11 protein-coding genes and 1 tRNA gene are annotated in these 12,632 nt (G+C 75.0%); 6 read left to right on the top strand and 6 right to left on the bottom strand.

Annotation, left to right across the window (positions count from 1 at the left end; genetic code table 11):
- From EBO15_RS33800 to EBO15_RS46920, 4 genes are all read left to right on the top strand, one after another.
- Positions 1-277, top strand: a 277-nt coding sequence (locus EBO15_RS33800) for an iron chelate uptake ABC transporter family permease subunit (protein ID WP_147481783.1), incomplete at its 5' end; no start/stop codon positions are given.
- Complete coding sequence (locus tag EBO15_RS33795) at positions 274-1,125, top strand: ABC transporter ATP-binding protein (protein WP_199744965.1); 852 nt, start codon at positions 274-276, stop codon at positions 1,123-1,125. The genes EBO15_RS33800 and EBO15_RS33795, both read left to right, overlap by 4 nt.
- A gap of 77 nt (positions 1,126-1,202) precedes the next feature.
- Positions 1,203-2,681, top strand: coding sequence for an MFS transporter (locus tag EBO15_RS33790; protein WP_122198543.1), 1,479 nt, complete (start codon positions 1,203-1,205; stop codon positions 2,679-2,681).
- Complete coding sequence (locus EBO15_RS46920; protein WP_325051960.1) at positions 2,678-3,229, top strand: MarR family winged helix-turn-helix transcriptional regulator; 552 nt, start codon at positions 2,678-2,680, stop codon at positions 3,227-3,229. The genes EBO15_RS33790 and EBO15_RS46920 overlap by 4 nt, the downstream gene beginning before the upstream one ends.
- 50 nt (positions 3,230-3,279) lie before the next feature.
- On the opposite strand, the gene EBO15_RS33775 is transcribed toward EBO15_RS46920, so the two are convergent.
- The 4 genes from EBO15_RS33775 to EBO15_RS33760 all read right to left on the bottom strand — a co-directional run bounded on the left by EBO15_RS33775 (position 3,280) and on the right by EBO15_RS33760 (position 7,576).
- Entirely contained in the window at positions 3,280-3,930 is a 651-nt protein-coding gene (locus tag EBO15_RS33775; RefSeq protein WP_122198542.1) for an Rv1733c family protein, read from the bottom strand.
- A gap of 268 nt (positions 3,931-4,198) precedes the next feature.
- Positions 4,199-5,191 (bottom strand): alpha/beta hydrolase, encoded by a 993-nt coding sequence (locus tag EBO15_RS33770; protein ID WP_122198547.1) that lies wholly within the window; start codon positions 5,189-5,191, stop codon positions 4,199-4,201.
- A 172-nt stretch (positions 5,192-5,363) separates the two neighbouring features.
- Positions 5,364-6,896, bottom strand: coding sequence for an MFS transporter (locus EBO15_RS33765; RefSeq protein ID WP_233616613.1), 1,533 nt, complete (start codon positions 6,894-6,896; stop codon positions 5,364-5,366).
- Positions 6,893-7,576: an LppX_LprAFG lipoprotein gene (locus EBO15_RS33760; RefSeq protein ID WP_122198541.1), complete on the bottom strand. Its 684-nt coding sequence runs from the start codon at positions 7,574-7,576 to the stop codon at positions 6,893-6,895. The genes EBO15_RS33765 and EBO15_RS33760 overlap by 4 nt, the downstream gene beginning before the upstream one ends.
- A 157-nt stretch (positions 7,577-7,733) precedes the next feature.
- On the opposite strand from EBO15_RS33760, the gene EBO15_RS33755 reads away from it, so the two are divergent.
- A tRNA-Ile gene (locus tag EBO15_RS33755) sits at positions 7,734-7,807 on the top strand.
- A 57-nt stretch (positions 7,808-7,864) separates the two neighbouring features.
- On the opposite strand, the gene EBO15_RS33750 is transcribed toward EBO15_RS33755, so the two are convergent.
- Positions 7,865-8,533, bottom strand: a complete 669-nt coding sequence (locus tag EBO15_RS33750) for a response regulator (protein ID WP_122198540.1) — start codon at positions 8,531-8,533, stop codon at positions 7,865-7,867.
- Positions 8,530-9,738, bottom strand: a complete 1,209-nt coding sequence (locus EBO15_RS33745; RefSeq protein WP_122198539.1) for a sensor histidine kinase — start codon at positions 9,736-9,738, stop codon at positions 8,530-8,532. The genes EBO15_RS33750 and EBO15_RS33745 overlap by 4 nt, the downstream gene beginning before the upstream one ends.
- A gap of 277 nt (positions 9,739-10,015) precedes the next feature.
- Here EBO15_RS33745 and EBO15_RS33740 point away from each other — a divergent pair, with 277 nt between their 5' ends.
- The gene (locus EBO15_RS33740) at positions 10,016-12,610 is read left to right on the top strand and encodes an ABC transporter permease (RefSeq protein ID WP_158628438.1); all 2,595 of its coding nucleotides are present in this window, start codon (positions 10,016-10,018) and stop codon (positions 12,608-12,610) included.
- Positions 12,611-12,632: the final 22 nt, after the last annotated feature.

Below are 12,632 nucleotides of genomic sequence, written 5' to 3'. Positions count from 1 at the left end.
CGCCGTCCTGCTCGCCTCGCTCGCCGCTGCCGCCGCCGGGCCGGTCTCCTTCGTCGCGCTCACGGCGCCGCAGCTCGCCCGCCGCCTGACCCGCTCGTCCGGCCCGAACGCCCTGCCGTCCGCCTGCCTCGGCGCGGCCCTCCTCGCCGCCGCCGACCTCGCCGGGCAGCGCGTCGTCCCCGGCCACCAGCTCCCGGCCGGCGTCGTCACCGGGCTCCTCGGCGGCGGCTACCTCGTCTGGCTCCTCATCACCGAACGAAAGGCAGGCCGCCTGTGACCGCCTCCCCGCCCGCTGTCTCCGGGTCCCGGCTCGCCGGTGTCGGGCTGACGCTCGCCTACGACCGGCGCGTCATCGCGCGCGACCTCGACGTGGCCGTCCCGGACCGCTCGTTCACCGTCGTCGTCGGACCGAACGCGTGCGGGAAGTCGACGCTCCTGCGGGCGCTCGCGCGCGTCCTGCGTCCGACGGCGGGCACGGTGACCCTGGACGGTGAGCGCATCGCGTCCTGGCCCGCCCGCAGGCTCGCGCGGACGCTCGGACTCCTGCCGCAGTCGTCCGTCGCGCCCGAGGGGATCACCGTCGCCGATCTCGTCGCGCGCGGCCGCTACCCGGACCAGGGCGTCCTCCGGCAGTGGACGCGCGAGGACGAGCGCGTCGTCGCCGAGTCCATGGACGCGACGGGCGTGGCCTCGCTCGCGTCCCGCGGCGTGGACGAGCTGTCGGGCGGCCAGCGGCAGCGCGTGTGGATCGCGATGGCGCTCGCCCAGCAGACGTCCCTCCTGCTCCTGGACGAGCCGACCACGTTCCTCGACATCGCGCACCAGATCGAGGTGCTCGACCTGTGCGCGCGCCTGCACGCCGAGGGACGCACGGTCGTGGCCGTCCTGCACGACCTGAACCAGGCCGCGCGCTACGCCACGCACCTCATCGCCATGCGGGACGGGCGGATCGTCGCCGAGGGCCCGCCCGCCGAGGTCGTCACGGCCGAGCGGGTCGGCGAGGTGTTCGGCCTGCGCTGCCGCGTGATGGCGGATCCTGAGACCGGTACGCCGCTGGTCGTGCCGGCCGCTCCGGCGAGGGCCGGTACGTCTGTCTCGTCCGGGGATGTCGCGAAGGTCACGTAGGTCTGTCCTCGTCGGTCCCCGAGATGGTTGTACCGTTACAACGGTTATACGGCTACAACCATCTTGGGGAGGGCCCGGTGCCGGACACAGGACGCCGCGGACGGCTGCTCGTGCTGGCGATCTGCTGCATGAGCCTGCTGATCGTCAGCCTCGACAACACCGCCCTCAACGTCGCGATCCCCTCGATGCAGCGGGACTTCCACGCCTCGATGTCCGGCCTCCAGTGGACCATCGACGCCTACCTGATCGTCCTCGCCGGGCTGATGATCACCTCCGGCTCCACCGCCGACCGGCTCGGCCGCCGCCGCGTGTTCGAGATCGGCCTCGCCCTGTTCACCACCGGATCGCTGCTGTGCAGCCTCGCGCCGGGCCTCGGCTGGCTCATCGCGGCGCGCGTCGTCCAGGCGGTCGGCGGGTCCATGCTCAACCCGGTCGCCATGTCGATCATCACCAACACCTTCACCGAGCCGCGCGAGCGCGCCCGCGCGATCGGCGTGTGGGGCGGCGTCGTCGGGATCAGCATGGCCGCCGGGCCGCTGGTCGGCGGCCTCCTGGTCGACTCGGTCGGCTGGCGCTCGATCTTCTGGCTGAACCTCCCGATCGGGCTCGCCGCGCTCGTCCTGACCCGGCTGTTCGTCCCCGAGTCGCGCGCGCCGCGTCCGCGCCGTCCGGACCCGGCCGGGCAGCTGCTCATGATCGTGACGCTCGGCACCCTGACCTACGCGATCATCGAGGGCGCCGCGCGCGGCTCGACGTCCGGGATCGTGCTCGGCTCCGCGGCCGTCGCCGCCACCGCGCTCGCGCTGTTCGTCGCGCACGCGCTGCGCGCGGACGAGCCGCTCATCGACGTCCGGTTCTTCCGCAGCCTGCCGTTCTCCGGCGCGACCCTCATCGCGATCAGCGGGTTCGCCGCCCTCGCCGGGTTCCTCTTCCTCAACTCGATCTACCTCCAGAGCGTCCGGGGGCTCACCGCGCTGCACGCTGGCCTCTACCTGCTGCCGATGGCCGCCGTGACCGGCGTGGTCGCGCCGCTGTCCGGACGGCTCACCGGATCCCGGGGCCCGCGCCTCCCGCTCCAGCTCGCCGGGGTGACGATGCTGGCCAGCGCGCTGCTGTTCGCCGCGTTCGACGGCGAGACCCGCGACGCCACCCTGTTCGCCGCCTTCACGCTGTTCGGCTTCGGGTTCGGCATGATCAACGCGCCGATCACCAACACCGCCGTCTCGGGGATGCCGCGCGCCCAGGCCGGGGTCGCCGCCGCCGTCGCGTCCACCAGCCGCCAGATCGGGCAGGCCCTCGGCGTCGCCGTCTTCGGCGCGGTCGTCGGCGTCGCGGGCGCCTCGTCCGGCCACGGAAGCGGCGGGGCCGGGCACGCGGCCGGGCGCGCGGAGTTCGTGGACGCGGCCCGCCCCGCGTACTGGATCATGGCGGGGTGCGCGGTCGCCGTCCTGGTCGTGGGTACCATCACGACCGGACGCCGGGCCGCCCGCACCGCGGAGCGGGCCGCGGCCCTGACCGCGACGGACACGCCAAGGAGCCCGGTGACCAGCGCATGACCGACGACCCCTCCCGCCCGGACGCCGACCCGGACGCCGACCCGAACGCCGACCCGGACGCCGATCTGGGCGCCGATCTGGGCGCCGACCCGGTGCGGGACACCTGGAAGAAGATGCACGAGCTGCTCGTCCTGCACGGCGACCGGCGGCAGCGGGTGACCGAGGCGCTCGGCATGAGCTTCTTCCGCATCAAGGCGCTGCGCCGCGTGGCGCGCGGGCCCATCGCCCTGCGCGACCTGGCCGGTGAGCTGCTCACCGACCGCCCCTACACGACCCTCGTGGTGGACGACCTGGCCGAGCGCGGCCTCGTCGAACGCCTTCCGAACCCGTCGGACCGGCGGTCCAAGCTCGTCCGCGCGACCGAGGCGGGCCTGGCGGCCGCCGCCGAGGCCGAGCACATCCTCGGCACGCCGCCGCCCGCGATGTACGGCCTGCCGCCGGGCGACCTCGCGGCGCTCGACCGCATCGTCGACCGGATCCTCACCGAGCCCGCCGACGAGGGCGAGCCGCCGTCACCGCCCCCGTCCGGCGGGCCCGGCGAGCTCTGAGGCCCCCGCTCGGGAGGCCCGCTCAGGAGGCGCTGTTCAGGTGGCGCTGTTCAGGAGGGGCGGTTGTGGCCGGCGTCGGCGTCCATGCGGGCCCAGGCGGCCTCCCACAGGGCGTCGCGATGCCGGTCGCAGCGGCGGCGGACGACGAGGTAGACCGCGAAGAGCGGCAGCCCGGCGGCGAGGCCCGCGCCGGTCGCCGCGTACCCGGCGTCGGTGACCGTCCGGCCGTGCGGACGCGGCGGCGTCGTGGCCGTGCCCCTGAGGTCGACCCAGATCGTGTGCCGCGCCCCGGGCTTGGCGTTCTTCCAGGCGGTGAGGACGCCGACGCGGGCGCTGCCGTCCGGCGCCGTCCAGTGCGCGCGCAGCGTCTCGTGGACGTACCGGTCGCCCGTCGCGCCGACGCCGACCGCCTCCGCCGTCGCGACCGCCCGGGCGCGGACGGACCGGTCGGCGCCCTCCGCCCTCATCCCGGAGCGGTAGGACCAGCGCGCGCATGTCGTCGCGGCCAGCGGGACGGCGATCAACGCCAGCCCGAGCAGCACGAACGCGATCGCGCGCTGGACGCGGTCGACCGGGCGGCGCAGGTCGCTGGGCGCCAGGCCCGCCCTCCGCGCGCACCGGCGCAGCGGCGCCCCGGCCGCCTGCCTCGCGTCACCGTCCATGGCGGCGTGCCGCCGCGCCCCGGAACGGAACCAGCTCATCGTCGTCACCTCCCCGGGAGATCCCGGCAAGAGGCCCTTGGCCATCCTTTGCCAGGATATTCCGGAGTGCGCTCGCGGCACAGTCTCGAAACGTTTTCGGGAGGTCCGATAGGGGCATGCCGCCTCGCCCGGCCCAGCCTGCACGCCTTCCCCAGCGGGCCGCGCGGCTGTTGATCCTTTCTGACTTCCCTGGTTTAGGGCCTGTCCGGATCGCGTCATGAACGGCCGGGAAGCCCCCCGGCCGGTGGTCGGGCGGCCCGACCGGAGGTCAGGCGGCGCTGCGGGCGCGCCCGCGCGAGGGTGTGGCACGCGGTTCGGCGCGGCGCTCGGTGTGCTCGCGGACGAACGCGCCCACCTCGTGCAGCGCCGCGAGCCCCTCGGGGACGAGATCGGCGAACACCTGGAACACGTGGACCTGGTTCTCCCAGACCTGGAGGCGGCACGGGACGCCCGCGGCGGTGAGGCGCCCGGCCATCAGCTCGGAGTCCGGGAACAGCATCTCGCTGGAACTGACCTGGATCAGCGTGGGCGGCAGGCCGCCGAGCTCGCCGTTCACCGGGGACATGGCCGGGTCGAGCGGACCGGCGTCCTCGGTCAGCAGGGACGCGAGGCGGCGCACCCGGCGCGCCGGGAGGTAGGCGTCCAGCCGGGCGTTGGCGTGCTCCAGCTTCGCGGTGTCGTCGAGGTCGGTGAGCGGCGCGAGCGCGACGAGCGCGGCCGGGCGCGGCAGGCCGTCCGCCATCGCGCGCAGCGTCGCCGCGAACGTGAGGAACCCGCCCGCCGAGTCGCCCGCGACGACGATCCGGTCGGCCGGGTACCCCTGGCCGAGCAGCCACGCGTAGGCGGTCACGGCGTCCTCGACGGACACGGCGAGCGGCGCCTCCGGCAGCTGGCGGTACGCCACGGATAGGACGGGCGCGCCGGACGCCGCCGCGATCCGCGCGATCATCCGGCGGTGCGTGCGGAGCCCGCACGAGAAGAAGCCGCCGCCGTGGAAGTACAGCACCGCCCGGTCGGACGCGGCGTGCGGCCCCCGTACCCACTCGGCGCGGAGGCCGTCGGCCTCGACCGGCTCGACGTCCGCCCAGCGCGGTGTCGGCAGCGCGAGCGGCGCGGCCAGGTCGATCGCGACGGCCGGACGCAGTCCGTGCCTGGTCAGCGGCCACCTCGACAGCAGCGGGCCGACCGTCATCCGCAGTCCGCGCGCCGTCAGCCGGGACCGGACGGTCGTCCCGGGACGGGACTCCACGAGAGGGTCCATCACGTCTCCCCACGGTGCGCGGACGCGGTCGCCCTGGGCGGGGGCGCCGGCGGGCACGCCGTCGTGACCAAGCGGTCATTCGGGCGACCTCGCGAAAAACCTGCACCACGGCGATCACCGTGTCAAGAGAACGGACGGTAAGAGCGCACCGGGAGAGACGCGACGCGTGGGTTCAGGCGGAGTCGCGGGCGGGACGGACGGCGAGGGCGACGAGGGCGCCGAGGACGCACAACCCGGCCGTGATCCAGAAGATCTCCGAGTACTCGGTGTGCAGGGCGTGCTTCAGGGCGACCTTGTACGCCGCGAACTTCTTCGTGAAGCCCTCGTCGAACGGCAGCGGCATCTCCAGGTGCGCGGTCAGCGCCCCGAACCGGTAGAACCCCCACCCGGACAGCGCCGCGATGCCGAGCAGCATCCCCATCATCCGCGCGACGACCACCGCGGCCGACGCCACGCCGTGCCGCGCCGCCGGGACGTACCGCAGCGCCGCCGACGACACCGGCGCGATCACCAGGCCGAGGCCCAGCCCGGTGACGACCAGGTCGGTGTCCACGCGGGGGAGGGGGCCGTACGACGCGTCCGCGGCGTTCACCGGCCAGGACGCGATCAGCGCGAAGCCGAGGGCCGCGACGGCCATCCCGGCGACCATCGGCCACCGCTCGCCGAACCGGTGCGCCACCCAGCCGCCGAGGACGGCCGCGACCGGCAGCGCCACCAGGAACCGCGTCAGCAGCAGCGCGCCGCCCACGTCGTCCTTGCCCAGGAGCGTGCGCGCCATCAGCACGACGTCGACGAGGGTCACCATCAGCGCGGCCCCGGACAGCAGGCTCACGCCCAGCGCCGCCAGCAGCGGCCCGCGCCGCACCCCGGACAGGTCGAACAGCCGCGTCCGCGCCCGGACCTCCCAGAGGACGAACACGACGAGCGCCACCAGGCCCGCCGGAAGCAGCGCCCATGCCCACGGCGGCAGCGCCGAACGCTGCGGATCCGGGTTGTACAGGCCCACGACCAGCAGCCCGAGCCCGAGCGCCAGCAGCGCGCCGCCGACCATGTCGACGCCCTGGGCCCGCTCGCGCGGCCGCCCGCCGGGCACCGAGAAGTGCACCGCGACCATCGCCGCCAGAGTCAGCGGCACGTTGATCCAGAAGATCGCACGCCAGCCCAGCGCCGCCGCGATCCCCACCCCGTACAACGGGCCGAGGACGCTCCCGAGCTCCTGCGCCGCCCCGACCGCGCCGAGCACGACCGACCGGTTCCGCTCGGGCCACAGGTCCCCGGCGAGCGCCATCGTCACCGGCAGCAGCGCGCCGCCCGCGACGCCCTGCACGACCCGCCCGGACGTCAGCGCCCAGACCGCGTCCGTCCCCTCCAGGTGCGACGGCCACTTCCCGGCGACCGCCGTGACCAGCGACCCGACCGCGAACAGGACCAGGCACGCCTGGAGGACCGGGCGCCGCCCGAACCGGTCCGACAGCTGCCCGAGCAGCGGCATCGCCGCGACGTACCCGAGCAGGAACCCGGTGATCACCGGGGTGATCCGCTCCAGCCGGTTCACCGGGACGGCCAGGTCGTTCACGATCGTCACCAGCACGGTGGAGATCACGTAGGCGTCCAGCGAGGCCAGCAGGACCACCGCCGCGCCGACCCCGATCGCGGTGCGCCGCCGTCCGCCCTCGCGGGCCGGCGCCTCGGCCGTCACGGTCACTGCGGCGCGCTGATCTTGTACGGCTGGTCGTACTCGGTGAAGTCGATCGTCGCCGAGCCGCCCTTGGGCATGGTCCCCTTCACCCGGACGAGCCGGTGCGACGCCTTGTCGATCCACAGCTGCCCGGCCAGGTCACCGTCGACCCCCGGCACGATCTTCCCGATGGACGCGCCGGTCAGCGTCCCGCCGACCCGGTAGCAGTCCTTGCCGGCCACCTTCTCCTCGGCCTGCGCCTTCGGGTCCGTGATCGACGTCAGCATCTTCGCCACGCCCCGGTCCGGGTCGAGCACCGCCGACGTGTCGTACATCGTCCCGGCGAGGACCTTCGGCACCTTCCGCCAGTTCTTGCCGGTCACGCCCTTGATGTAGACCGAGTCGCCGACCGCGACCAGCTGCATCTCCCCGGTCGCCCCCGACTGGGACAGCTGGACGGTGCCCTCGCCGTCCCCGTTCTTGAGCAGCTTCAGGTCGCCGCCGTGGATCATCAGCCCGGGGTTCCCCTCGGTGCGCAGCGTCACGGCGACGCTGGTCACCTTCCCCATGGCGTCCGCCGACTGCTTCACCACCTGGCCGGCGTCGAACCGGGCGGTGGGCTCCTTCGAGCCGCCGCCCCCCTTGCATCCCCCCACCGCCAGCAGGGCGAGCGCCACGATCACGAACGGCCGAACAACCTTGGACATAGCCCGGACCCTACCGACCGGTCACCGGCCGCGTCACTCCGCACGAGGTATGATCCGCCACCACCCGTGAGGACTACAGTGGCCCCGGCCACGTCCCCACCGCTAAGATGACCCCGGCACGCCCCCAAGGACGCACCACCCACCGGGGGTCGCTCCAGGGGCGGTAGCTCAGCCGGTCAGAGCAGGGGACTCATAATCCCTGGGTCGCGGGTTCGAGTCCCGCCCGCCCTACCCAGCACCTTCCGACCTGGGCGGACGCCCGCCGTTCTCCGGAGCCGCCCGCCGTCCTCAGGAGCCGCCCGGGGTCATGAGGCCGGACTCGTAGGCGGCGATCACCAGCTGCGCGCGGTCGCGGGCGGCGAGCTTCGTCAGCAGGCGGCTCACGTGCGACTTGGCCGTGGCGACGGACATGTGCAGCTCGGCCGCGATCTCGGTGTTGGACAGCCCGCGCGCGACCTCCACCAGCACCTCGCGCTCGCGGCCCGTCACGCCGTCCAGGCGGTGCGCGGCCTCGACCGCGACGGCGGGACGGCGCGCGAACTCCGCCACCAGGCGGCGCGTCACCCGCGGCGACAGCAGCGCCTCGCCGCCCGCGACGACCCGGACGGCGGCGAGCAGGTCGCTCGGCGGGGTGTCCTTCAGGAGGAAGCCGCTGGCCCCGGCGCGGAGGGCGGCGAACACGTACCGGTCGAGGTCGAAGGTCGTCAGGATCAGCACCCGGACCGGGACGGGGTCGGGCCCGGCGAGCAGCCGCCGGGTGGCCTCGATCCCGTCCATCCCGGGCATCTGGATGTCCATCAGCGCGACGTCGGGACGCTCGCGCCGGATCAGCTCCACCGCCTCCTCGCCCGTCCCGGCCTCGCCGACGACGGTCAGGCCGGGCGTGGTGTCGATGAGCACCCGGAACCCCGCGCGGACCAGCGTCTGGTCGTCGCAGACCGCCACCCGCAGCGTCATTCCGGGCTCCCGGCCGGAAGCCGCGCCCACACCCGGAACCCGCCGTGCGGGCGGGGTCCGGCGGTGAACTCGCCGCCGTAGAGGGCGACCCGCTCCCGCATCCCGACCAGTCCGTGCCCGCTCGGGACGGTCCCGGCGACCGGTCCGGCCCCGTCGTCGGTCACCTCGATCTCCACGTCCGCGTCCCCCCTGACGACCCGGACGCGGACCCGGTCCGCGCCCGCATGCTTCACCACGTTGGTCAACGCCTCCTGCACGATCCGGTATCCGGCCAGTTCGCGCGCCGGGGGCAGCTCGCCCGGCGCGCCGTCGATCTGGAGCTCGACCCGCAGCCCGGTCGCCCGCTCGGTCTGCTCGGCGAGCCGCGCGAGGTCGGCCAGGCCCGGGGTGGCGAGGAACGGCTCGGCGGTGTCGTCCGCCGTCTCCTCCCGCAGGACGCTGAGCAGGCCGCGCATCTCGCGGAGCGCGGCCCGGCTGGTCGTCTCGATCGCGGCGAGCGCCTTGCCCGCCTCGTCCGGGCGGACGCCGATCACGTGGTGGCCGACGCCCGCCTGGACGGCGATGACGCTCATGCTGTGCGCCACCACGTCGTGCAGTTCGCGGGCGATCCGCATCCGCTCCCGCGTGACGGTGCGCCGGGCCTCCTCGATCCGGTCCTGCGCGCCGCGCTCGGCCTGGGCCTGGAGCTCGCGTTCGTACCGGCGCTGCGTGCGCAGCATGACGCCGGTCGCCCAGAAGGCGATCAGCGCGGTGCTCTGCCCGAACCACAGGTCCCGCCAGTCGGCGCCGAACGACGGGGACCAGTGGGATCCGGGCGACGGCCCGGCGACGGCGCAGCCGAACCCGACGCCCAGCTCCACCCCGACCAGCGCGGCCAGGGCCGTCCCGCGCGGACGCAGCACGGCCACCATGTAGAGGACGAGCGCCACGGGCATCGTCGGGAACTTCGCGAAGCCGTGGGCCGCCAGCCCGAGGAAGGCCGCCAGGGACGTCCCGACGGCGGCGAGCGGCCAGATCCGGCGGACCGCCACCGACCCGGCCATCGCCCCCATGATCACGGTGAAGAGCAGGGGCGTCAGGCCGCTCTGCGCGAGCTGCGCGTGCGTCGGACGGCCCAGCACCATGAGCGCGCCGCAGATCAGCACGTCGACGGCGATGAGCTGCCGCCGGGTCAGGCGCTTCAGCAGCGGCGGGCGGGTGTTCACCGCGTGACGATAGCCCGCGGCGCTTCCCCGGGGCATCCGCCTGGGGGCGGAGGGAGGTGCTCCGTCCCCGGGCGGAGGCGCGTCCCGTCCGGGGACGGAGCCCGCCGCCCCGGCTGCGGCCCTGGTCGCGGCCGCGAAATGGCCTGTGGGCCGATCCGCGACGGTGGGTCCGTCCGGGACCGTGAAGCCGTCCCGAACGAAAGCCATGGAGCGGCCGATGCGAGTACCCAGACCTTCCCCACGAACCCGTCGCGGACGGCGGTCCCGCTCCGCGCCGATGACGAAGGTCGCCCTGCGCGGCCTCGCGGCGCACAAGGCGCGGCTCGTCCTGTCGGTCTCGGCGGTGATGCTGTCGGTGGCGTTCGTGACGGGCTCGCTGATGTTCACCCACGCCGTCTCCGGGGCCTTCGCCCCGCGGGGCTCCACCGCGCCGGACGTCACGGTGACCGCGCCCCAGGCCGGAACCGGCGGGGACGCCGACGAGGCCGCGCGCCAGGCGGCCCGGGGCGCGCCGGGAGGCGGAACCCTGCCCGGCGACCTGCTCGCCCGGGTCCGGCGGGTGCCCGGGGTCAGGACGGCCGCCGGCGACGTGACCGTCCAGAGCGCCTCGCTCACCGACGCGTCCGGACGGCGGATCGACGCGGCGTCCGGGCTCCGGCTGAGCGGCCTCACCAAGGGCTCCGTCCCGGTGCTGGCCGGGAGCTGGGACGCGCCGGACCCCGGCGCGGTGCGCCTCACCTCCGGGCACGCGCCGGACGGCCCGGACCAGGTCGTCCTCGACCGCGACACGGTCGACCGGGGACGGCTCCGGCTCGGCGACGTCGTCCGGGTCGTCGCCGTCCCCGGGACCTTCCAGGCCCGGATCGCGGGCATCGTCGACTTCCGGACGTTCAGCAGCGGCAACACCCGCGTCTACGTCGACACCGCCACCGCCCAGCGGCGCCTGCTGGGACGCCCCGGGCGGCTGACCTCGATCCGCGTGGACGCCGCCCCCGGCGTCACCGCCAAGGAGCTGCGCGATCGGATCGCCGCGGCCCTCGGCGACACGGCCTCGACGCTCGCCCGGGACCCGACCGGGACGGACGGCCCCCAGGGCGTGGGCGACGTGGCCGGGGCGCTGGGCACCTGGATGCTGACCTTCGCCGGCGTGGCGGTGCTCGTGGGCGGCGTCCTGATCTTCAACACCTTCTCGATGCTCGTCGCCGCGCGCACCCGCGAACTGGCGCTGCTGCGCGTCCTCGGCGCGGACCGCCGCCAGGTCGGCCGCTCCGTCGCCCTGGAGGCGCTGACCCTGGGGTTCCTCGGCTCGACCCTCGGCCTGCTCGCGGGCGTCGGGCTGGTGGCCGTCCTGGAACAGGTCATCGCGGGCCTCGGCGTGAACACGCGGCACATGTCCCTCGGCTTCTCCGCGACCACCCCCCTCGCCGCGTACGGCGTCGGGGTCGGCGTCACGCTCCTGGCGGCCCGGCTGCCCGCGCGCCGCGCGGGACGCGTCGCGCCCATGGCGGCGCTCCGCGACCACGGCGAACCCACGGGCGGGCCGTCCCGCCGCCGGACCGTCGCGGGCGCGTTCCTGCTGGTCGCGGGCGTGGTCCTACTTGCCCTCGGACGGAACGCGATCCCCTTCGGCGCGCTCCTGACGCTCGCCGCGTTCGTGATGCTCGCGCCGGTCCTCGTCCTGCGCGCCGTCCCGCTGCTGACGGCCGGGTACGTCCGCTTCCTCGGGCCCGTCGGGACGCTCGGCAGGCGGAACACGCTCCGCCAGCCGCGCCGGACGGCCGCCACGGCCTCGGCTTTGATGATCGGCGTCGCGGTCGCCGCCGCGCTCTCGGTCATGGCCGCCTCGTCCCGCGCGTCCATGGAGGCCCGGGTGGACGGCATGTTCGGCGCGGACTACATGGTGGGCGGAAAGTCCGGGGACGTCAGCATCGGCAAGGACGCGGTCGACGCCGTCCGGCGCGTCCCCGGCGTGGGCGGGGTCGTCCGGGAACGCGTCAGCCCCGTGACCCTCACCGCCGGGGGACGGTCCATGAACCTCAAGCTCTACGGGGACGATCCCGGCTTCCCGGACGCCATGCGCGAGACCTACACCGGCGGTTCCGCCGCCGACGCGCTGAGCCACGGCCAGGTCATCCTGGTGGACGAGGTCGCCCGGCGGTTCGGCGTGACGGTCGGGAGCCGCGTCGTCCTCCGGGTGCCCGGCGGACGACCGGAGTCCCTCACGGTCGGCGCCCTGCAGAGGCAGGAGCCCGCGGGCGCCACCATCGGCCGCTACCGGACCGCGCCCATGGTCGGCATCGACCTGCTGGCCAGGCTCGCCCCGGCCACCGCCGACTCCCGCCTGTTCGTCAGCGCCGCCAAGGGCGCCGACCCCGCCGTGGTCGGCGCCGCGCTCGAACGGGCGCTGAGCGGATACCCCCAGGTGACCGTCCAGGACCGCAGCGCCTACAAGGCGTTCGTGCGCGGCCAGACCAGCGACATGCTCGCCCTGGTGTACGGGCTGCTCGCGCTGACGGTCCTCATCGCGGCCCTGGGGGTCGTCAACACCCTGGCCCTCGCCGTCACCGAACGGACCCGGGAGATCGGCCTGCTCCGCGCCGTCGGCGCGTCGCGGGGCCAGGTGCGCTGGATGGTCCGGCTGGAGTCGACGCTGATCGCGGTGCTCGGCACCGTCCTCGGACTCGCGCTCGGGCTCGTCTGGGGCGTCGCCCTCCAGCACGGCACGGACGGGACCAAGAGCGTCCTGGTGGTGCCCTGGCTCATGCTCGCCGCGTCCGTCGCCGGCGCCGTCCTCATCGGCGTCGCGGCCGCCGCCCTCCCCGCCGCCAAGGCCGCCCGCCTCTCCATCCTCAACGCCCTGACCCACGACTGACCGCACCTCGCCAAGCCCGCTC

Source organism: Actinomadura harenae, assembly GCF_003696215.1.
Lineage (GTDB): Bacteria > Actinomycetota > Actinomycetes > Streptosporangiales > Streptosporangiaceae > Spirillospora > Spirillospora harenae.
This window is presented reverse-complemented; position numbering and strand designations above follow the sequence as displayed.

What these genes read in the sequence shown, in the direction of transcription:
- EBO15_RS46920 (WP_325051960.1), top strand. Translation starts at nt 2,678, where the DNA reads ATGACCGACGACCCCTCCCGCCCGGACGCCGACCCGGACGCCGACCCG.
- EBO15_RS33775 (WP_122198542.1), bottom strand. Translation starts at nt 3,930, where the DNA reads ATGAGCTGGTTCCGTTCCGGGGCGCGGCGGCACGCCGCCATGGACGGT.
- EBO15_RS33740 (WP_158628438.1), top strand. Translation starts at nt 10,016, where the DNA reads ATGACGAAGGTCGCCCTGCGCGGCCTCGCGGCGCACAAGGCGCGGCTC.
- EBO15_RS33770 (WP_122198547.1), bottom strand. Translation starts at nt 5,191, where the DNA reads ATGGACCCTCTCGTGGAGTCCCGTCCCGGGACGACCGTCCGGTCCCGG.
- EBO15_RS33760 (WP_122198541.1), bottom strand. Translation starts at nt 7,576, where the DNA reads ATGTCCAAGGTTGTTCGGCCGTTCGTGATCGTGGCGCTCGCCCTGCTG.
- EBO15_RS33750 (WP_122198540.1), bottom strand. Translation starts at nt 8,533, where the DNA reads ATGACGCTGCGGGTGGCGGTCTGCGACGACCAGACGCTGGTCCGCGCG.